Genomic DNA, 18,701 nt, shown 5'->3' on the forward strand with positions numbered 1-18,701 from the left:
GTCAAGCCGTTTGCACCGATAATGGTGCCATTCCCTGCCGGCCCAACCGGGCTGGCGCAGCAACGAGATTCCCGTGAAGAAGACCTATAGCCTCGCCATCGAAGGCAAGCACCCCGACCGCCTGCTGGAAGCCAGCAAGCACGACATCCGCAAGTACACCAAGCGTGAGCGCGGCAAGGCACTGCCGGCCGGCGCCGATTCCTGGGGTTTCGACAGCAAGCTGGGCGTGGATGAAGCCTCGGCCAAGCCGGTGGGCTACGACGAGCTGTTCCGCGCAATCGACGCGCTGGTAGCCGCTGGCAACACCCAGTTCTACGTCGAAGTGCTCAGCAAGACCGCCAAGCGCAGCCCGCGCCCGGTAGCCGACGCAGCCCCGGCAGCAGAGACCGATTTCGAAGATTGATCGCGTAGTGCCGAGCCATGCTCGGCAGAAGCCTTATCGGTAGCGCCCAATGTAGTGCCGAGCCATGCTCGGCAAGGGCCTTGCAGGCCATCCATCTACGTGCAGGAACGATGTGGGAGCGGTGAAAGCCGCGAAACCGGCACCATTGGAATCACCGACTGGTCCGCAATCTGCCGGATCTTGGGCTTCGCGGCTTACACCGCTCCCACAGACGATTGGCTGGTAACGCCCCAGCCGAGCATGGCTCGGCTCTACCCTAATCCTGTCAGGGCCCAGCTTTCTCCGCCGCCGCAGCTGCCCGCGCCCGATCTTTCTTGCTCGGCCGGCGTCCCTTGATGCCGCCATTGTCGTCAGCAACCACGCTGGCCACCGGTGCTGCCTGCGTAGGCTCAAAGCCCTCGATTACTTCAGTCGCGTTCTGCAGCCCATGGCGTTTGCAGATCAATCGCCAATGCGCCATCGCCGCCGAATCGACGAAAGTCAGCGCCAGCCCCTTCTCGCCTGCCCGTCCTGTACGGCCGATGCGGTGCAGGTAATCGGCTGGCGCACGCGGCAGGTCGTAATTCACCACCACCGGCAAGCGCGTGATATCGATGCCGCGCGCAGCCAGGTCGGTCGCGACCAACACCCGTACTTCGCCGTCCTTGAAATCCTGCAGCATGCGGAAGCGGCGCCCCTGCGACAGTTCACCGTGCAGCGCCTGCGCGTTGATCTCGGCTTTGCGCAGTTGTGACGCCAAGCGGTCACCGTCGCGGATGCTGCCGACAAAGACCAATACCTGTTGCCACTGCGGATCTTCCAGCAAGGACAGCAACAACTCGGCGCGCCGGGCGCTATCGACGTGGATGGCGCGCTGTTCGATATCCGGCGCGGATTGTTCCCCGATCTCCAGCCGCTGCGGCTCATGCAGGCCCGCTGCAGCCAAGGCTTGGATATCGGCCGCAAACGTGGCCGAGAACAAAGCGGTCTGCCGCTTCACCGGCAACTCAGCCAGGATCTGCCGCAGCTCATCGCCAAAGCCCAGCTCCAGCAGACGATCGGCCTCATCCAGCACCAGCAGCTGCACCTGCTTCAATGACAGGGCGTTATGCGCCAGCAGGTCCAACAAGCGCCCCGGGGTGGCCACGACGATGTCGGCACCACCGCGCAGCGACATCATCTGCGGATTGATCGACACACCGCCGACCGCGCAGACCAGGTGCGGCCGTCGCGGCAACTCGCGACCCAAGGTGGCAAACACGTCACTTACCTGCTGTGCCAGTTCGCGGGTCGGCACCAGGATCAACTGGGCCAGCACGCGTGGCTTACGCGGCGTTGCCATGAAGAAGCGCTGCAGCGCCGGCAGTACGTAAGCGGCCGTCTTGCCCGAACCGGTGGGCGCCAGCGCGACCACATCACGGCCCTTCAACAACAAGGGCACGGCCTGCTGCTGGATCGGCGTTGGCGCCAGATAACCGGCCTGCTGCAAGGCCTGCTGCAGCGCGGGCAGCACGTAGGGAGACAGGCCGAGTTGGGAGAAAGGCATGATGCGGTTCCAGAACGCCGCGCAATGGCGGGGAAGCGAGTCTACGCTGTTGTCTGCGGCAGGCGGGCGCGCAGGCCACGCGCATGCAACTGCTGCAGCACGGCGTCGATGATGGCCAGGTTGTGGCCGTGGGCAGCACCTTCATGCAGCAGGACGATGGCGCCTGGCGCCAGATCCGGCGCAATCCGTGCGACCACGCCCTCCGGCGTGCAGTTCACGCCGTCATAGCCGCGCGCGCTCCAGCCAATCCGTACCAGCCCATGGCGCTTGAGCGACACCGCCACGAATGGGTTGGTCATGCCTACCACCGAGCGATACCAGCGCGGCGGCACCCCGGCAATGGCAGTCAGCGCCTGCTGGCATTGGCCGATTTCACGCGCCATCTGCGCCGGGCCCAACCCCCAGAAACGCGCCTGCGGGTGTGAATGGCTGTGATTGCCAAGGTCATGGCCACGTCGCAGCACTTCGTGCACCAGCTCCGGGCGGGCCTGTGCACGCTCGCCGACCATGAAGAAAGTGGCCTTGGCGTCGTGCCGATCGAGCAGATCGAGCACCGCCAGGGTCTCATCGGACGGGCCGTCATCAATTGTCAGCCACACGTCCTGGCCGGGCGCGCGACTGGTCACCGGCGCGTAGAAGCGGCTGTTGGGGAGGAATACCGGTACGACGAACAGAGCATGACTGAGCAGCATCAAGGGCAAACCCCACATCCAGCCCAACCGCCACCACAGCAGTGCAACCAGCAATTGCGAGACAAGCAGCCAGGACAGCCAACGCCAGGGGTGTACGGGAATGCGATGCAGGGTTTCCGGGGCAGTCATTCCCTATGATGCCATGCAGCGTAGAATCAGCTGGTCTACGACCACTTATACGAGTTCACGATGTCCCTGGACCCCGCCCTGCGTTCACGCATTGAATCCATCCTCGGCGCCGACCGCGTCGTCCTGTTCATGAAGGGCCAGCCGACCATGCCGCAGTGCGGTTTCTCGGCCAAGGCTGTTGGCGCGCTGCAGGACCTGGGCGTGCAGTTCGGCCACGTCAACGTGCTGGCCGACCAGGAAATCCGTGAAGGCATCAAGGTCTACGGCGACTGGCCGACCATTCCGCAGTTGTACGTGGACGGCGAGCTGATCGGCGGCAGCGACATCATCCTGCAGATGGCCAGCAGCGGCGAACTGAGCAGCCTGCTCGGTCTGGCTGCGCCGGACCGCACCCCGCCGTCGATCACCGTCACCCCGGCCGCGGTGGAAATGCTCAAGGGCGCCCTGGCCGACTCGCCCGGCGCGGCCCTGCAGCTGAGCATCGATGCCAGTTTCCAGCCGAACTTCCAGCTGGCCCCGTTCGACGACAACGCCATCGCCGCTGAATCCAACGGCCTGCGCGTGCAGTTCGATTCCTCCAGCGCGCGCCGCGCCAACGGCATCACCATTGACTGGGTGGACGACATCCGCGGCCAGGGCCTGGCGATCAACAACCCGAACGCGCCCAAGCCGGTGCAGGACCTGGACGTGCGCAGCGCCGACGACCAGCTGCGCGCCGGTGCCATCACCGTGGTGGACGTGCGTCCGGCTGACGAACGCGCCATCGCCGCGATCAACGGCAAGTTTGAAACCTTCGACGGCGACAACCGCGCCAAGCTCGAAGCCCTGCCCAAGGACACCGCACTGGCATTCCTGTGCCACCGTGGTGGCCGCAGCGCACAGGCTGCCGCGCAGTTCCTGGCATTGGGCTTCACCAATGTGTTCAACATCACCGGCGGCATCGATGCCTGGTCGGAGAACGTGGACAACAGCGTTCCGAAGTACTGATCGGGACGCGCTGTAGCAGCACAAAAAACGCCGGCCTAGCCGGCGTTTTTTGTTCCTGTGTTGAAAACCGCAGCAACGACAGTCTGATTGGCAACCTTGTAGGAGCGGCGGCAGCCGCGAAGCCGATACATTTTCAGGTGGCAGATGTGCCAAGCACTTCAGCTATCTCAGCTTCGCGGCTGACGCCGCTCCTACATCCAAACCAAAAGCATGCAGCCTGTGCCTTTCTGTGAGCCCTGCACTGCATGCGTACCACGATGATCAGTGCTTAACGGACAGGCGCATATCCAACAACACCATCAGCAACACACCAGCGCTCCCGCACACTCAACCAGCAAAGCCACCTTCAGCAAGGAAGTGCAGTTCTTCGGCAGTCGGAATCCTGCCCAACACCGCGTTGCGGTGCGGGAAGCGGCCAAAGCGGCGGATGACATCGCGATGCACTTCGGCGTACTTCAGGTATTCCAGATCACCCAGCACCTCGAACATCGCTACCGCGCGCTCCTGGTCCTGCGGGTCCTCGGAGTGCTCGAACGGCAGGTAGATGAAAGCCCGCAGCTTGAGCGGCAGTTCGCGGTCCCAACCTTCCTCGATGGTGCGGGTAGCGTAATGCCGCGCCAACCCGTCGGTAGCGTAAGAGTGCGCAGTGCCACGGAAGCAGTTGCGCGGAAACTGGTCCAGCAGGATCTGCAGCGCCAACGCGCCCTCGGCATTTTCCAGCCAGTCCTCACAACCGCGCCGGGCCGCCTGGTAGTGCAGGTCCAGGAAACGCTCCCGGAACTCGACATCAAAGGCCTCGTCACGCACAAACCAACGCTGCGGACCAGCCGCGCGCCAGAACTCAACTACCGAACTTGCAGTTTCCATTACTGATCCCTGGTTCACCGCCTACCCTCAGGCGGTGACACTTCCCACCGATGTCGTCGCATCCGGGGACAGGGCCTCAGTTGCTTGGCAGTAGCTTAATAGGCTACCCCCGGCGATGAAATGAGGAAAAGGTGAAAAAACATGCCTTGGATTGCGACGGCGTCCGCATAAAGCACCTGTTCCATCCCAAGTTTTGAGATAGGGTTCCTATCTTTCGTGACTGTTACGACCCTTGGGGGATACAACCGCATGCGCATAGGAATAGTGGTCGACTCGGCCTGCGACCTGCCCAAGGGCTATCTGCAGCAGAACAATATCGTGCTGCTCCCGATCAGCGTACGGATCGGCGACACCGTGCTCCCCGACCACCGCGACGAGGAATCCACCCTGGCCTTCCTGCAGGGGCCGCTGAGCGAACGCAGTGCCGAGGCGGAAACCATCCCCTACAGCGCCGAGCAGATCCGCGATCTGTTCCTGAGCCACCTGGTCACCGATTTCGACCAGGTGTTCTGCATGACCATCACCCGCACCCGCAGCCCAATACATGACAACGCTGTGCAGGCCGGCTACAGCATCCTCAACGAGTACAAACCGATCCGGCAGGCCGCCGGCTACAACTCGCCATTCAGCCTGCGCGTCATCGACACCCAGAACCTGTTCGCCGCACAGGCGGTGAGCGCGGTGGAAGCGGTGCGCCTGCGCGACAGCGGTGCCAGCGGTGCCAGCGTCCCGCAGATGCGCGAACGCCTGGAGCTGGTGGCAAGCAACGTACACGGCTATATGGTCACCCGCGACCTCTACTACCTGCGCGCCCGCGCCCGCCACAAGGGCGACCGCAGCGTCGGCCTGCTCAGTGTCGCCCTCGGCAGTGCACTGGACATCAAGCCCGTCCTGCACGGCTACCGCGGCAATACCGAGCCGGTGGCCAAGATCAAGGGCTTCGACCCTGCCGTGCAGGCCTTGTTCGACTTCGTAGGCAAGCGTGTGGTCCACGGCCTGATGACCCCGACGGTATGCGTCAGCTACGGTGGCCCGCTGGATGAGCTGCGCGCCCTGCCCGGCTACCGGCAGTTGCGCGATACCTGCGATCAGCACGGCGTAGCGCTGCTGGAAGCGGTGATGAGCCTGACCGGCATGGTCAACGTGGGCAAGGGCGCAGTGACCATTGGATTCGCCGATGAACCGCATACCTTCGGCAGCTGATCAATCCGCATCATCTGGACAAAATCACTACATTTGACGCGCTAGTCTGACGCTCTACCAAGGAGACACCCCATGTCCGTGCTCTATTCCATCTCGCTGCCCGATCCGGCCAAGGCCCGCGGCAACGACCCGCGCCTATCCTTCACCGCCAGCGGCGCGGACGCCTTCGCCGAGCAGCTGCAGAGCGCCCTGCGTACGCCGGAGCTGTTCGAGCGCTGGAAGGCCACCCAGGACGAGCCCGACGACGTGGACCCCGGCTTGGGTGCGGTTGACCCGAACGCCACGGTCACCGGCAAGCAGTCCGACCTGCGCATCGACCTGGTCGCCACCACCAGCCTGGCCGGCGAGCTGTTCAAGCAGCGCATGCGCATGCTGGCCGGCAGCCACTGGGAACTGCGCGATGTGCGCTGAGCCTTGAGAACACCGGTACTGATCTCCTGGAGCGGCGGCAAAGACGCCGCCTGGGCGCTGCACGAACTCCAGCAACGCGATGACATCGAGGTTGTCGCGCTGTTGAGCACGCTGACCGAAGGCTATGACCGTTCCTCGATGCAGGGCGTGCGCCGCGAAGTATTGCTGGCCCAGGCAAGCGCTGCCGGGCTGCCGCTGCTGGAAGCATGGATTCCGCAGGTCTGCGACAACGCTGTGTACCTGCAGCGCATGACAGCGGCACTGAACGAAGCACAGCAGCGCTGGCCCGGCCTTGCAACCATCGCCTTCGGCGATCTCTTGCTGGAGGACATCCGGCTATGGCGCGAACAGCAGTATGCAGCGCAAAGCTGGCAAACCTTGTTCCCGTTGTTTGGCCGCGACACTGCGGTGCTGGCGCGGCAGATGATTGCGGGCGGTCTGCGGGCGCAGCTGTGCTGCGTGGACAGCGAGCGACTGGATGCCGGTTTTACGGGTCGAGCATTCGATCAAGCATTGCTGGACGAATTGCCAGCAGGCATCGATGCCTGCGGCGAGAACGGCGAATTTCACACCTGTGTAAGCGCGGGGCCGATGTTCCGCGCCCCGTTGGACCTTGAACAAGGCGACACCGTGCTACGCGAGAACCGCTACGCCTACACGGACTTCACCCTGACTTTGTAGGAGCGGCGCCGGGTGGCCTCGGGCCGTAAGCCGCGAAGCCACAGCTGCAAAAAGCAACAGCGTTTCATGCAATCGCAGCACCGCTCGCAACATCAGGTGAGGTAGCTTCGCGGCTTATGCCGCTCCCACAAGGCTGGGCTGAGCTGTGCTTTCGTGGGAGCGGCGTAAGCCGCGAAACCAGAGTTGCAAAAACAACGGCGTTTCGTGCAATCGCAGCAGTGCTTGCAAGGCTGGGCTTACGAGCTTCGCGGCTCACGCTGCTCCTGCAAGTTTCGGCGCTGCATTCAAGGATCATCAGAACCACGACACCGCACCATCGCGTACCGATACCCGGTTCCTGCCCGCACGCTTTGCCGCATACAAGGCGCTATCAGCATCCTCCAGCAGCTGCGCCGTAGGTGCCTTGGCAGAAGGCTGCAGGAAAGCCACGCCTACACTGATGCTGACCGCAGCTTCCGGCAAGGCGAGCGACTCAATGGCCAGCCGCAGCTTCTCGGCGAGGGCGATCGCATCTTCCCGCCCGCAGTCCGGGATGATCACCGCGAACTCTTCCCCGCCGTAGCGCGCCAGGCAATCGCCCGCACGCCGGACATTCGCCTGCAGCTGTGCCGCAACCGCCTGTAGACAACGATCACCGGCCGGGTGCCCGTGTGCATCATTGAATGCCTTGAAGTGATCGATATCGACCAGCAGCAGACCCAAGCCGGCACCACTGCGATGTACGCGGCTGGCCTCGGCCTGCAGGACAGCATCGAATTGACGGCGGTTTGCCACACCGGTCAGGCCATCCTGTCTTGCCAGCTGATCCAGCGCTGCCTGTCGCTCCAACAGGCCGATCTGCAGCAGTGTGCTGCGCAGGCTGAAGCCGATGGTGGCGACCACGAAGCCGGCTACGGCCAGCGTCCGTGCATGGTCTACCACCAAGGTCCCTACCACCAGCAGCAACAGGGGCAGGATCATCGGGCCGCCCGCCTGGACCAGCCGCGACAGCCGCGGGTCCGGCACGAAGACAGGAGCCGATACCTTACGCACGGCCAGCAACATCAACAAAAGGAATGGCATATCGATCAGTAGATCGTTGTACGCACCGAAGGAATCCTCCGAGCTGAAGTGGTTGATGTAACCGGCAGTCAGCAGGTACGCGAGGGCATACAGCGCCAGCGCGCGAAAGAAACCGCGCCACTCCGCCACATCACCGGCGAGCCAGCGCACGGTTGCGAAGCTGGCAATGCACAGGTTCTGAATATCAAACATGTAGCGCATGTTGCGCATCGCCTGTTCGTCCGCATCGATGCGGTCGGCAAAGAAACCGGTATGTACGAAGAACAGCACACCCAACAGCACTGCCATTGCTGCATCAATCAGGCTGATGCTGGTGCGCTCGCGCCGTGCGCGGGCAAGGATGAACACCAGCGGCACGGCGTAAAGCACGTACAACAACATGCTGGCACGCGGGGTGACATCGGCACGGCCCGCCCCCAGTGCATCGACAAGATTGAGTGCCATGCCGCCGGCCCATAGCAGCATCGCCAGCGCGATCGCATACCAGCCCAATGCCGCGCGGTCGTGCCGTGCGCGCAAAACGCAGCACCAGGCAGCAAGCAGCGGCGCTGCGATCAGGAAGACGAAGGAACCAATGCCAGCGGGACCCGAGCCGATGGCGAGCACCAGGCCATGACAGACGATGAACAGCAGGATCAGCACTACCGGCATGCATTCCCCAACGGACGGGCGCCATGTCCGCACGATAGCGCGACGGTCGCTGCAACAACGTGACCCAGACCCCGCCACGGAAACCCGACCCGTGGTGCCGAGCCATGCTCGGCAAGGGCCTTACAAGCGAATGACAAAACCCCTCCCCAACCCTCCCCATCGCTACGCGAAAGGGAGGGAGCAGAGCGTAGTGCCGAGCCATGCTCGGCAGGGACCTCACCAGCAAAAGCCAACCCCTCCCCAACCCTCCCCTTCGCTACGCGAAAGGGAGGGAGCAGAGCGCAATGCCGAGCATGGCTCGGCGATACCAGAAACAGCTCAGCGCATCGCCTTGGCGTGATGCGCGATATGCTCGCCGATGAAGCTGCTGATGAAGTAGTAGCTATGGTCATAACCCGGCTGCATGCGCAGCTGCAACGGCTGCCCGGCAGCCTCGCAGGCGGCCTGCAACAACTGCGGGCGCAGCTGGTTTTCCAGGAATTCATCGGCGCCGCCCTGATCAATCAGCAACGGCAGCTTCTCCTGCGCATGCGCAACCAGCTCGGTGGCGTCATATGCTTTCCACACTTCACGGTCTTCGCCCAGATAGGCAGCAAACGCCTTCTGCCCCCAAGGCACCTGCGTCGGCGCCACGATAGGTGAGAACGCCGATACGCTGCGGTAGCGCCCGGGGTTCTTCAGCGCAATCGTCAAGGCACCATGCCCACCCATCGAATGCCCGCTGATCGCGCGCACGTCGCTGGCGGCCGGATCGGCTTCCACCCAGGCCGGCAGCTCATCGACGATGTAGTCGTACATGCGGTAATGCCGCGCCCAGGGCTCGCGCGTGGCATTGAGGTAGAAGCCTGCGCCCTTGCCCAGGTCGTAACCTTCTGCATCAGCCACCGCTTCACCACGTGGACTGGTATCCGGTGACACCAGGATGATGCCGTGCTCGGCCGCATAGCGCTGCGCGCCGGACTTGGTGATGAAGTTCTGCTCGGTGCAGGTCAAGCCGCTCAGCCAGTACAGCACCGGGCACGGGCCGTGCTCGGCCTGCGGCGGCAGGTAGACGCCTACCGTCATCTCGCAGCCCAACACCTTGGATTCGTGCCGGTAAACGTCCTGCCAGCCGCCGAAGCAGGCGCGGTGTTCGAGTCGTTGCATGGTTTTGAATCCTTGGTGTTGGGTTGCGTGGTGTTTGCGACTGAGGGAGCGCCAGCTTCGCGGCTAACGCCGCTCCCACAAGTACTGCGATCAGTAATGGATGACCGAGCGGATCGACTTGCCTTCGTGCATCAGGTCGAAGGCTTCGTTGATCTTGTCCAGTTCCATCGTGTGGGTCACGAACGGTGCGAGTTCGATATCGCCCTTCATCGCGTCCTCAACCATCCCCGGCAGCTGGCTGCGACCCTTGACGCCGCCGAATGCCGTACCCAGCCACTTGCGACCGGTCACCAGTTGGAACGGACGGGTGGAGATTTCCTGCCCGGCACCGGCCACGCCGATGATCACGCTCTGGCCCCAACCACGGTGCGCGCATTCCAGCGCCGCACGCATCACGTTGGTGTTGCCGATGCACTCGAAGCTGTGGTCCACGCCCCAACCGGTCATCTCAACCACTACCTGCTGGATCGGCTTGTCGTGGTCCTTCGGGTTGACGCAATCGGTGGCACCAAACTGCTTGGCCAACTCGAACTTGGACGGGTTGGTGTCGATGGCGATGATGCGACCGGCCTTGGCCTGACGCGCACCCTGGATCACCGCCAGGCCGATACCACCCAGCCCGAACACCGCGACGCTGTCACCTTCGGCGACCTTGGCGGTGTTGTGCACAGCGCCAATCCCGGTGGTGACACCGCAGCCCAGCAGGCAGACGTGCTCCGGATTGGCTTCCGGGTTGACCTTGGCCAGCGACACCTCGGCCACCACGGTGTACTCGGAGAAAGTGGAGCAGCCCATGTAGTGGTAGATCGGCTCGCCGTTGTACGAGAAGCGGCTGGTGCCGTCCGGCATCACGCCCTTGCCCTGGGTGGCGCGCACCGACGTGCACAGATTGGTCTTGCCACTCTTGCAGAACAGGCATTCGCCGCACTCGGCGGTGTACAGCGGAATCACGTGATCACCGGCCTTCACCGAGGTGACACCCTCGCCCACCTCGACCACGATGCCTGCACCTTCATGGCCCAGCACGCACGGGAACAACCCTTCCGGGTCATCACCAGACAGGGTAAAGGCATCGGTATGGCAGACACCGGTATGGGTGATCTTGACCAGAACTTCGCCTGCCTTCGGCGGCGCGACATCGATCTCGACGATCTGCAAAGGCTGGCCCGGACCAAAGGCAACGGCGGCACGTGATTTCATGACTTTCTCCTGCGGGAATGACGAAGACGACGCAAGGCGCCGCCGGAATTATTTGAGATAGGAACGGATCAGGCTGGACATCTCGGCAACGCGTGCAGCGCGCTGCGCATCGGAGCGCGCCGGCTGGCCGAACTCCTCGCGCAGGTGCGCCTCCATCACCTCGGACATCAGCCCGTTGACTGCACCGCGGATGGCCGCGATCTGCTGCAGCACCGGATTGCAGTCAGCGCCTGCTTCCAAGGCACGCTCCAGCGCATCGCACTGGCCGCGGATACGTTTGACCCGGGCCAGGACCTTTTTCTTCTCTTCGGGGGAATGCGGCATGGCGGCGCCAATATCCTGTACTGGGGGATAGTATATTTCGAGCTCCGGACGAATACCATTGGTGCCGATCAGCCCGCCAGGCAACACCCTCCCAAGTGCTGCCGAAACAAACCCTGGATGGTCGATGCCTTGCACGAGCGCCACCCAACCGGCACTCTCGTCGCACTACCCATCGCACCTGCTGAAGGTCAGTCCATGAAAGCCTCCGTTCTCATGCTGTGCCTGCTCAGCCCCGTCGCACAAGCGTGCGAAACAGCGTCACTGCCCTTGTCTGGCACGGTATCCGTACCGACCTGCTCACCGAAGCAGAACCCGGAGAACTGCATCTACTCTGGGAATGCCGTCTCCCAGTACATGGATGCGGTACCGGATAGCGATGACATCCTCACGATCGGCCTCCATACAAGTCCGTGGCGGATGTACGACGCGGATATGCGAATCCTCACCATCGACGAGCTGGCGGCGTCCATCAAACCAACACTTGACCACAAGGTGAAACGCATCGAGCTGATCGGCTCGTGGACCGGCACCTCGCCAAGCCCTGGCACGCAATCGTTGGCTACCCGACTCTCCAATGCACTCGGGGGATTTCCTGTCGCTGGGGAGGACGGCTTCCTTTGGTTGAAGCAGGACGGCACACGTCGCACAACCCAACAAGCATTCACCCTGCGCGAGGGCGCTGGATCCTACTTTCTTCCCAAGAACGAAGAGCTGCTTGTACCCCTCGCCGCGGGCTGGTTCAGCCAATCCCAAGGCCTTTTTCCCGAAAACGATGCAGAGCTGCAGATGCGTGCCGCCGCCGGTGCTGACATTTTCATGCTATGCCCGGATGGCGCATTGAACGGTTTTGAGCATGCGGCAAGCGTTGGAAGCGCGATCGCCGCCTACAACGCGGCAATCATGCGACTTGAACGTGATAGCGCAGGAGATCGCAACGCTGCACTGGCACTATTGGAGCGCGGCGCGGCACTGGGCGATGAGAAATCGATGGCGCGCCTGAAACTGGAACGTTTGATCAGGTAATCGACCCGTTGGACAGGGCACTGGCCAGGAGCAAAAGCACACGTCCATGCCTGCCCACGGCCGGAACTAGATCACCCCCAATAATCCGGCCCAACCAACCTGCGGCTGCAATGCCGTTTCGTTGGTCCAATTTCGATTGAACCGCCATTTGCCATACGCGACTCATATGAAAGAGCCAGGCTCCACACCGATGCAGATCGTGGAACCGGCACGGGAAACCTTGGCCTAGCGACCAAATACGCAAGACATCCGCATGCTCTCGATGCAACTTCATACATGACCTCCGCACCTTGACGAAAGATTGGTTTTCTCAATACTTCGCCAATGCTGAGCCAACACTTCCTGTTCTTCTTTGCCATGCTTGGCGCCTTCATTGGCGCCACCCTCGCATCGTTCCTGTGGTGGCGGGCAAAGGGCGAGCCCAGCCAGCGCTGGCTGGCGCTGTTGATTCTGGTCGTGGGAATGCGCACCGGAAAGTCGGTCGCTTACTACTTCTGGCCGGACATTCCCAGGGTGGTCCTGCAAGTGGGTTTGACCGCCTGCTTCATGATCGGACCGTGCCTGTTCTTTCTGCTGCGCTCAAGCCTGGCCGACGCTTCCAGCCCGCGAAAGACGGACCGTTGGCACCTCACCGGCCTGCTGGCCATTGTCATCGGGGTGAATGTATTCCTGCCCTACACCGGCCATCCCGAGCTGTGGCGGCATGCCATCACCCCGGCCATCCAATATGTCTGGCTGGGCTACCTGCTATTGGCCAGTGGACTGCTGTACCGGCACCGCACCCAGCTCAAGGACACAGCCTCCAGCACCTTGTTACTGGGGGCGCTGCTCGGCGTGTGGCTGATCTGGGCCGCCTATTTCACCGCTGGCTATACCTCGTATATCGTGGGCGCGCTGTCCTTCACCTTCCTCCTGGCCGCGAGCATGCTCGTCTACCTGCGCCTGCGTTCCGGCCAAGCGCCGATCGAGCCCTACCAGGACCGGCGGATTTCCGAAGACGAGGCAGCGCCACAACTGCAGGCGCTGGCCGACCTGATGGCACGCGAGCGCCTCTACCTCGATCCGGGCCTGACCCTGCCCCGCCTCGCCCGTCGACTGGGCATTCCGCAGACCCGGCTGTCGCAGCTGTTGAACGACAACAAGCAGACCTCTTTCAAGCAATACCTGGCGCAGCTGCGGGTCATCGAGGCAAAAACGCTGCTACTGCAGCTGCCGCCAAAGCCACTTGAGCTGGTTGCCGAGGAAGCTGGCTTCCAATCGATGTCCACCTTCCACGCCGCCTTCAAAAAGCTGGAGGGCCAGCCCCCGGGAGCATTCCGCGCCGCTGCCGGCAACTCCTGAAATAGATTCCAGCACTCCGGAATTACACAGCAAGACATTGATTTATAAGGGGTACGATAGGCTGCCGGCTCACCCCCAACGAGCCGAAGCCATGCCCATACATCGACTCCTCAAACCCCTGCTGATCGTGCTGCTTTACGCGTGGCAGGGCGGCATTTCCGACGCCGCAGCGAACACCGGACCCGCCATGGAGCGGCCCACTGCTGAGACATCCACGCAACAGGCCGGTGGCCATCAGCTTGTCGCCAGCACCAGCCTCAGCGACCCCAGCAAGACCGGACAGCAACGCATCCTGTTCATCCTTGCCAGCAGCAAGGTGCACGGCAGCTCCAACATCCCGGCCAGCATCAGCTTCGGCGAAGTGGTCCATGCATGGGATACGTTCCAGGCGGCCGGCTACGCAGTGGACTTCGTCACCCCCGACGGCGGCGACGTCCCCATCCTCGACCCGTACGTGGGCAAGGAAGTGGAAGCGCGCCTGCAGGACGAGCGCGTCATGCGCGGCCTGCGCAACACCGCCACACCGGCGCAGATCGACCCCAGCCTGTACCGCGCCGTCTATTACGTCGGTGGCAGCAACGCCATGTACGGCGTTGCCGAGAACCGCGCCCTGCAGGACATCGCCATGCATGTCTACGAGCGCAATGGCGGGGTGGTCTCAGCCGTGTGCCATGGCACGGCCGGAATCGTGAACCTCAAACTCGCCGGCGGCCAAAGCCTGCTCGCCGGCAAGCGCATCACCGGCTACCCCGAAGAACACGAAGACCGCGACGCCGCCTACTTCAAGGAATTCCCCTTCCTGATCCGGCAGACCGTACAAGCCCGAGGCGGCCTGTTCCATGCCGTGGACGGCTACGCACCCTATATCGAAGTCGACGGCCGCGTGATGACGGGCCAGAACTATGCCTCCGCAGGGCCGTTGGCTGCAGCCGTGGTCGATGCGCTGCGCAAGCTTCCCAACCCGCAAACCAGCCAGGCCAGGAGGGATTGAGCGGCCAGAACCCCGTCCAACTCCACGCACATCAACAACCCACACTCCCCAGGAAACCCATGAACACATCAATCCGATCCACCGTTCTCGCCGCAGCACTGCTTCTGCTCCCCACCTCACTGATGGCTCAGAACAACGAACATGCTGAAGTTGATCGCGCCATGCAGACCCTGCTGCGCGGCTTCGAAGCAGGCGACGCCAAGCTGCTCAGCGGCGTACTGCGGAATGACGGCGTGGTTATCGGCTATTCGTCCAATCGCGGCGCCGTCGTCATGGAGACCACGGAAGAATGGGCCAAAGGGTTTCCCGGCAAACCAGCGCCAGATGAGGCGCAACGTCACCGCCAATACCAGATCCTGGATGTGACGGACAGCGCCGCCGTGGTCAAGCTCACCCTCGACTATCCGACATGGGACGGCTCGGACTACCTCGCGTTGGCGAAGATCGACGGCAACTGGATGATCGTCAGCAAGTCGTGGAGCGGGAAGCGCAAGACGCCAGTTTCGTAAGCGGGGCGTAGCTCTTCGCATCAGTTACGTGATGGTGCGTCCGGTGAAAGCCGGGCGCATTATTTATGCGTGCGGGTAGCGGGAACAGATGCACGGACTATCACTTGAAGTATCTTCGTGGGCTATGCCGGGTGACAACGCAGCCGCGAGCGCATCTTTGAGCCAGCGACCTTGGTCACTTCGCTGACCTCGGCGATCAGACTGATGGAAGCCGAAGACTACTGCTTCCGACCCAAAGCGATGCTCATCCCCCCCATCGATCTAGCCATCGCCTCGCTCTCCAGCTGGCTCGCTCTGCTGGCTACGTACATGCTTGTTGGCAGGACCCGGCAAGCCTAAGATCGAGCCGTATCAAAGGAATCGCCAACCTTGGGCTGCGCTATGCACAGTCTTTATAACCTGGCCCCGGGATCTGGCTACCAGGCAATCAGCGTTCATGAAGACTTTTCCTCGCTCTGCGAAGCTAACTGCCGCCGCACTTGCACTCTCTATTTCCGGCATGGCTTGGATTGAGTTGTTCTACTTGCGCATCATCCCCGCCGAGATTGGAATCAGCTACCCAGTGGCAAGAGGTGGCATGTGGGACCTGAGAGAAGGGTGTGGAGCAGCCGTGTATCGCATTGACGCAGCGACCACCAAGGCGCTGATCAAAAACGGCATCAACTACCTTCCCGGAACAAGCCATTCCCGCAAATCGAATGACCATTACCATACCTTCGGCCCATGGCTTCCAACGCCGCAAGCCGAGTTCATTGACGATGATCAGACATTGCTATCGCCAGGCTTGGAGTGCGCTGAACTTGACCAGTATCTTCAGGACCAGATCGAACACGCTACGCACCACCCAGGCTCCTATTACGTCAATGGCCCGGAAAAAGTAATTCTGGTCATTCCTGCGCTCCGTCTTGTAGTTCTCTCCTACAACGGCTGAGCGCCGATAATTCCGTATTGAACTTACCATCAACTCCAGACACATGATGTCCTGGCCTTTCGATAACTAGGTGCTGCGGTAGTGAATCAGTGCGATATGGATACAGAGCTGCTTATACGGGAAGTCATTGGGGCTTGGTATAAACCCACGGACTTGGCGGATTTCGCTCGAAAACGGCATGGCTTTGGCGATTCCAACGGTGGCTTCGGCGTTGTTTACCCGGGAGACCTGGACGAGTATCAACGTGAGATCGAGGGACTCAGCATTCCTGCAGGAATGGTTGAGATATACGGATACTGGGGGCGTCCCAACGGCTATGAGCAGTTCGTTCGCGAGGCCGACTACTTGAGCGTGCTCGCCTGCGTCCTGCGTGAGCAGGGCAACCTTCGTGAAAGTGAAATCGTCCTTGCTCTCATTGCATCCAGCACCTAATACATCCGCTTGCCGCTTGCCGCTTGCCTTCGGCATGCTGCACATGATGTCCTTGTCTTTCGCATCAGACATGATGCGCTTGCGTCACTTCCGCACTTCCACCTCTGTTTCCCTGAGCATCCGGCGTTGTCAGATTTCTTCCAGCAACGGGTTCAATTGAATCAATATCGCTGATCGGGAATAAGTCTCCATTCCTGTCGTAGATGGCGAATTTCCGCAATTTTTCGGAGGTGAGCTTAACGCTCATTCGGTATCTAGCGCGGCTATGCGCCCCGATCCACCTCGATTGTTTGGAAGCCATGACGCAGCCCGCGGGCAGCGAATCGCGAGCATTGCTGCAGCCCAACCGCCGTTGGTCATGGTGCCGCCAGTCACATTGTGTGCTGCATACGTCCTTCCTATCCTGTCGTCATCACAATCCGGACTCCCTTCATAGGGATTTGATCATGACGACACAGAAGTCCCGATGGCTGCTTCCCTTCGCCGTGGCACTTGGCATGGCCACCGCGCTCATGCAGTTGATCTGGGAACACGCCCACGGTGGCATTCTGCGCCACCATCTACTCAATGACGCGAGCCTGCCGGCAATCTCCAATGTGTGGGCATTGCTGGCAATGCCGTTGCTGGGCGCATTGGCGGGCTGGGTCGTTACTCGGCGAACGCGCAAACGGCCGGGTGCACTCATTCCGGCCATCGCCGGCTTCCTCGGGGCACTGCTGGGAGGAGCCGCGTTGTCGGTGGCCTTCGTCAGCAGCGGCGAGGCGGCCGCCACGCAGGTGATGATGGCGCTGCTGGTGGCTGCTGTTCTGTTCCCGCTCTACCGGGCCGAGTACCTGTTCGGGTTCGTCATGGGGATGACCTTTGTCTTCGGTCCCGTATTGCCGGCGCTGGTGGCCTGCGTGCCGATGCTGATCGCTGTAATTAGCCGGCTGGTGTTGTGGCCGGCCGTCACATGGGCGGTGCGCCGCGCGCGCGCGGCATCGGCAGCATGATGTAGCAACCGGAAAGATGTACCTGCTCCAGCTCAGGCCAGTGGATGTCTCTCGTTCACCAGCACACACGCAACTGAATTGTTTGATCAAAACGAGTGATATGAAGAGATTGGCTGCCCTGCTGTTGCTTCTTCCGGCTTTCGCGCTTGCGCAGGTGGTGCATTCGGAACCTGTGTCGTCACAAGCAGTGCATGCGGAAAGGCTGGAAGACTTCCTCAGCTATGTCGAAGACAACAATGGTGGCATCGGCAGTGTGTCCATTTTCCAGGACGGCCGCGAGGTCTATGCCAGGAGCTTCGGGCAGCAGAACCTGGCCGGCGTTGCTCACGATGAGAACAGCAAATACCAGGTCGCATCCGTAACCAAGATGGTAACGGCGATTCTGGCATTCAAGCTGATAGAAGATGGGCGTCTGAGTCTGGATGACAGCTTGTCCGACTTCTATCCTGATATGCCGTCTGCGCAGAAGATCACCATCAGGAACCTGTTGGGGCATTCCAGTGGGCTCGGGAATTTCGGCATAAAGGATGGCTCGCTTTGGGTGATTGACCCACTCAGCCAGAGCGAGATCCTGGAGGAGATCAAGAGGCAGGGGGCGACGTTCGAGCCAGGTGAACGTGTCGCGTACTCCAACTCCGCGTACTTCCTGCTGAGGATGATCCTTGAAAAAGTGTATGGGCGTGGGTATCACCAGATCGTTGCCCAGGAGATTGCAGCGCCGCTGGGCCTCGACAACTTCGCATCAGTTGAGTCTCATCCCACCAATGTCTTCAAGTCCTATGCGTTCAAGGGGCAGTGGGGAGAGATCAAGGATGTCGACTACTCCAATGTGATCGGTGTTGGTGATATCGCAAGTACCACGCACGATCTGAACACACTGATTACCAGCCTGTTTCAGTACAGGATCCTGCGCAGGGATACCGTGGAGCAGATGCAGCCGGTCGTCGGCAAGGGCTGGGGCATGGGTCTTGCGGAGTTCACGTACGGGGAGGATCGATTTCTTGGCCACGGCGGCGACGTGCTTGGATCTCATTCACGGGTCATCTACAACCCCAAGGATGGCATCGCGCTCGCCTACTCGACCAATGGCGAGCGCATCCCGACCAATGTTTTTGTGGAAGCCATCGTGGAGACCATCTATGGACGTGACGCCTCGCTGCCGACAATAAAGTAGTTGTCGGGCACTGGTGTGGCAGCAAGT

21 protein-coding genes are annotated in these 18,701 nt (G+C 61.7%); 13 read left to right on the forward strand and 8 right to left on the reverse strand.

Going from position 1 to position 18,701, the window contains the following annotated elements; translation table 11 throughout:
- Positions 1–73: 73 nt before the first annotated feature.
- Positions 74–403 carry a DUF6172 family protein gene (locus ACVOLL_RS04155; protein WP_481511729.1) on the forward strand — a complete coding sequence of 110 codons (330 nt, stop codon included), beginning with the start codon at positions 74–76 and terminating at the stop codon, positions 401–403.
- 265 nt (positions 404–668) lie between these two features.
- Here the strand turns inward: ACVOLL_RS04155 and ACVOLL_RS04160 are convergent, their stop codons facing one another.
- Together ACVOLL_RS04160 and ACVOLL_RS04165 are read right to left on the reverse strand one after the other, a co-directional pair.
- The gene (locus tag ACVOLL_RS04160) at positions 669–1,928 is read right to left on the reverse strand and encodes a DEAD/DEAH box helicase (protein WP_481511730.1); all 1,260 of its coding nucleotides are present in this window, start codon (positions 1,926–1,928) and stop codon (positions 669–671) included.
- Positions 1,929–1,969: 41 nt separating this feature from the next.
- Positions 1,970–2,749, reverse strand: a complete 780-nt coding sequence (locus ACVOLL_RS04165) for a polysaccharide deacetylase family protein (RefSeq protein WP_481511731.1) — start codon at positions 2,747–2,749, stop codon at positions 1,970–1,972.
- A 60-nt stretch (positions 2,750–2,809) separates the two neighbouring features.
- Here ACVOLL_RS04165 and grxD point away from each other — a divergent pair, with 60 nt between their 5' ends.
- Positions 2,810–3,736: a Grx4 family monothiol glutaredoxin gene (gene grxD / locus ACVOLL_RS04170; protein ID WP_481511732.1), complete on the forward strand. Its 927-nt coding sequence runs from the start codon at positions 2,810–2,812 to the stop codon at positions 3,734–3,736.
- Between the two features lie 327 nt (positions 3,737–4,063).
- On the opposite strand, the gene ACVOLL_RS04175 is transcribed toward grxD, so the two are convergent.
- Complete coding sequence (locus tag ACVOLL_RS04175) at positions 4,064–4,603, reverse strand: DUF924 family protein (RefSeq protein WP_282272308.1); 540 nt, start codon at positions 4,601–4,603, stop codon at positions 4,064–4,066.
- Positions 4,604–4,852: 249 nt separating this feature from the next.
- On the opposite strand from ACVOLL_RS04175, the gene ACVOLL_RS04180 reads away from it, so the two are divergent.
- The 3 genes from ACVOLL_RS04180 (at position 4,853) to ACVOLL_RS04190 (ending at position 6,898) form a co-directional block, all read left to right on the forward strand.
- Entirely contained in the window at positions 4,853–5,806 is a 954-nt protein-coding gene (locus ACVOLL_RS04180) for a DegV family protein (RefSeq protein WP_481511733.1), read from the forward strand.
- Positions 5,807–5,878: 72 nt separating this feature from the next.
- Positions 5,879–6,217, forward strand: coding sequence for a hypothetical protein (locus tag ACVOLL_RS04185; protein WP_481511734.1), 339 nt, complete (start codon positions 5,879–5,881; stop codon positions 6,215–6,217).
- A 3-nt stretch (positions 6,218–6,220) separates the two neighbouring features.
- On the forward strand, positions 6,221–6,898 hold the full coding sequence (locus ACVOLL_RS04190) for a Dph6-related ATP pyrophosphatase (RefSeq protein WP_481511735.1): 678 nt from the start codon (positions 6,221–6,223) through the stop codon (positions 6,896–6,898).
- Positions 6,899–7,192: 294 nt separating this feature from the next.
- Here ACVOLL_RS04190 and ACVOLL_RS04195 read toward each other — a convergent pair whose 3' ends face one another.
- The 4 genes from ACVOLL_RS04195 to ACVOLL_RS04210 all read right to left on the reverse strand — a co-directional run bounded on the left by ACVOLL_RS04195 (position 7,193) and on the right by ACVOLL_RS04210 (position 11,281).
- The gene (locus tag ACVOLL_RS04195) at positions 7,193–8,611 is read right to left on the reverse strand and encodes a GGDEF domain-containing protein (RefSeq protein WP_481511736.1); all 1,419 of its coding nucleotides are present in this window, start codon (positions 8,609–8,611) and stop codon (positions 7,193–7,195) included.
- Between the two features lie 318 nt (positions 8,612–8,929).
- Positions 8,930–9,757 (reverse strand): S-formylglutathione hydrolase, encoded by an 828-nt coding sequence (gene fghA, locus ACVOLL_RS04200; protein WP_481511737.1) that lies wholly within the window; start codon positions 9,755–9,757, stop codon positions 8,930–8,932.
- Between the two features lie 90 nt (positions 9,758–9,847).
- Positions 9,848–10,957, reverse strand: a complete 1,110-nt coding sequence (locus tag ACVOLL_RS04205; protein WP_481511738.1) for an S-(hydroxymethyl)glutathione dehydrogenase/class III alcohol dehydrogenase — start codon at positions 10,955–10,957, stop codon at positions 9,848–9,850.
- A gap of 48 nt (positions 10,958–11,005) precedes the next feature.
- The gene (locus tag ACVOLL_RS04210) at positions 11,006–11,281 is read right to left on the reverse strand and encodes a metal/formaldehyde-sensitive transcriptional repressor (protein ID WP_282268719.1); all 276 of its coding nucleotides are present in this window, start codon (positions 11,279–11,281) and stop codon (positions 11,006–11,008) included.
- 195 nt (positions 11,282–11,476) lie between these two features.
- Between ACVOLL_RS04210 and ACVOLL_RS04215 the strand changes: the two genes are divergently transcribed.
- The 6 genes from ACVOLL_RS04215 (at position 11,477) to ACVOLL_RS04240 (ending at position 16,508) form a co-directional block, all read left to right on the forward strand.
- Positions 11,477–12,304, forward strand: coding sequence for a hypothetical protein (locus ACVOLL_RS04215; protein ID WP_481511739.1), 828 nt, complete (start codon positions 11,477–11,479; stop codon positions 12,302–12,304).
- 324 nt (positions 12,305–12,628) lie between these two features.
- A complete protein-coding gene (locus ACVOLL_RS04220; RefSeq protein ID WP_481511740.1) occupies positions 12,629–13,645 on the forward strand; it encodes an AraC family transcriptional regulator in 1,017 nt (338 codons plus the stop codon).
- A gap of 91 nt (positions 13,646–13,736) precedes the next feature.
- Positions 13,737–14,636 (forward strand): type 1 glutamine amidotransferase domain-containing protein, encoded by a 900-nt coding sequence (locus ACVOLL_RS04225; RefSeq protein WP_481511741.1) that lies wholly within the window; start codon positions 13,737–13,739, stop codon positions 14,634–14,636.
- Positions 14,637–14,695: 59 nt separating this feature from the next.
- Complete coding sequence (locus ACVOLL_RS04230; protein ID WP_481511742.1) at positions 14,696–15,145, forward strand: nuclear transport factor 2 family protein; 450 nt, start codon at positions 14,696–14,698, stop codon at positions 15,143–15,145.
- A 436-nt stretch (positions 15,146–15,581) separates the two neighbouring features.
- Complete coding sequence (locus ACVOLL_RS04235; protein WP_481511743.1) at positions 15,582–16,076, forward strand: hypothetical protein; 495 nt, start codon at positions 15,582–15,584, stop codon at positions 16,074–16,076.
- Positions 16,077–16,172: 96 nt separating this feature from the next.
- The gene (locus ACVOLL_RS04240; RefSeq protein ID WP_481511744.1) at positions 16,173–16,508 is read left to right on the forward strand and encodes a hypothetical protein; all 336 of its coding nucleotides are present in this window, start codon (positions 16,173–16,175) and stop codon (positions 16,506–16,508) included.
- A 64-nt stretch (positions 16,509–16,572) separates the two neighbouring features.
- On the opposite strand, the gene ACVOLL_RS04245 is transcribed toward ACVOLL_RS04240, so the two are convergent.
- Positions 16,573–16,755 (reverse strand): hypothetical protein, encoded by a 183-nt coding sequence (locus tag ACVOLL_RS04245; RefSeq protein WP_481511745.1) that lies wholly within the window; start codon positions 16,753–16,755, stop codon positions 16,573–16,575.
- A gap of 199 nt (positions 16,756–16,954) precedes the next feature.
- On the opposite strand from ACVOLL_RS04245, the gene ACVOLL_RS04250 reads away from it, so the two are divergent.
- The gene (locus ACVOLL_RS04250; RefSeq protein WP_481511746.1) at positions 16,955–17,500 is read left to right on the forward strand and encodes a hypothetical protein; all 546 of its coding nucleotides are present in this window, start codon (positions 16,955–16,957) and stop codon (positions 17,498–17,500) included.
- A 100-nt stretch (positions 17,501–17,600) separates the two neighbouring features.
- On the forward strand, positions 17,601–18,674 hold the full coding sequence (locus ACVOLL_RS04255; RefSeq protein WP_481511747.1) for a serine hydrolase domain-containing protein: 1,074 nt from the start codon (positions 17,601–17,603) through the stop codon (positions 18,672–18,674).
- Positions 18,675–18,701 lie beyond the last annotated feature (27 nt).

Source organism: Stenotrophomonas sp. STEN035 (assembly GCF_056759935.1).

What these genes read in the sequence shown, in the direction of transcription:
- ACVOLL_RS04160 (WP_481511730.1), bottom strand. Translation starts at nt 1,928, where the DNA reads ATGCCTTTCTCCCAACTCGGCCTGTCTCCCTACGTGCTGCCCGCGCTG.
- ACVOLL_RS04165 (WP_481511731.1), bottom strand. Translation starts at nt 2,749, where the DNA reads ATGACTGCCCCGGAAACCCTGCATCGCATTCCCGTACACCCCTGGCGT.
- grxD (WP_481511732.1), top strand. Translation starts at nt 2,810, where the DNA reads ATGTCCCTGGACCCCGCCCTGCGTTCACGCATTGAATCCATCCTCGGC.
- ACVOLL_RS04175 (WP_282272308.1), bottom strand. Translation starts at nt 4,603, where the DNA reads ATGGAAACTGCAAGTTCGGTAGTTGAGTTCTGGCGCGCGGCTGGTCCG.
- ACVOLL_RS04180 (WP_481511733.1), top strand. Translation starts at nt 4,853, where the DNA reads ATGCGCATAGGAATAGTGGTCGACTCGGCCTGCGACCTGCCCAAGGGC.
- ACVOLL_RS04185 (WP_481511734.1), top strand. Translation starts at nt 5,879, where the DNA reads ATGTCCGTGCTCTATTCCATCTCGCTGCCCGATCCGGCCAAGGCCCGC.
- ACVOLL_RS04195 (WP_481511736.1), bottom strand. Translation starts at nt 8,611, where the DNA reads ATGCCGGTAGTGCTGATCCTGCTGTTCATCGTCTGTCATGGCCTGGTG.
- fghA (WP_481511737.1), bottom strand. Translation starts at nt 9,757, where the DNA reads ATGCAACGACTCGAACACCGCGCCTGCTTCGGCGGCTGGCAGGACGTT.
- ACVOLL_RS04205 (WP_481511738.1), bottom strand. Translation starts at nt 10,957, where the DNA reads ATGAAATCACGTGCCGCCGTTGCCTTTGGTCCGGGCCAGCCTTTGCAG.
- ACVOLL_RS04210 (WP_282268719.1), bottom strand. Translation starts at nt 11,281, where the DNA reads ATGCCGCATTCCCCCGAAGAGAAGAAAAAGGTCCTGGCCCGGGTCAAA.
- ACVOLL_RS04215 (WP_481511739.1), top strand. Translation starts at nt 11,477, where the DNA reads ATGAAAGCCTCCGTTCTCATGCTGTGCCTGCTCAGCCCCGTCGCACAA.
- ACVOLL_RS04220 (WP_481511740.1), top strand. Translation starts at nt 12,629, where the DNA reads ATGCTGAGCCAACACTTCCTGTTCTTCTTTGCCATGCTTGGCGCCTTC.
- ACVOLL_RS04225 (WP_481511741.1), top strand. Translation starts at nt 13,737, where the DNA reads ATGCCCATACATCGACTCCTCAAACCCCTGCTGATCGTGCTGCTTTAC.
- ACVOLL_RS04230 (WP_481511742.1), top strand. Translation starts at nt 14,696, where the DNA reads ATGAACACATCAATCCGATCCACCGTTCTCGCCGCAGCACTGCTTCTG.
- ACVOLL_RS04235 (WP_481511743.1), top strand. Translation starts at nt 15,582, where the DNA reads ATGAAGACTTTTCCTCGCTCTGCGAAGCTAACTGCCGCCGCACTTGCA.
- ACVOLL_RS04240 (WP_481511744.1), top strand. Translation starts at nt 16,173, where the DNA reads ATGGATACAGAGCTGCTTATACGGGAAGTCATTGGGGCTTGGTATAAA.
- ACVOLL_RS04245 (WP_481511745.1), bottom strand. Translation starts at nt 16,755, where the DNA reads ATGAGCGTTAAGCTCACCTCCGAAAAATTGCGGAAATTCGCCATCTAC.
- ACVOLL_RS04250 (WP_481511746.1), top strand. Translation starts at nt 16,955, where the DNA reads ATGACGACACAGAAGTCCCGATGGCTGCTTCCCTTCGCCGTGGCACTT.
- ACVOLL_RS04255 (WP_481511747.1), top strand. Translation starts at nt 17,601, where the DNA reads ATGAAGAGATTGGCTGCCCTGCTGTTGCTTCTTCCGGCTTTCGCGCTT.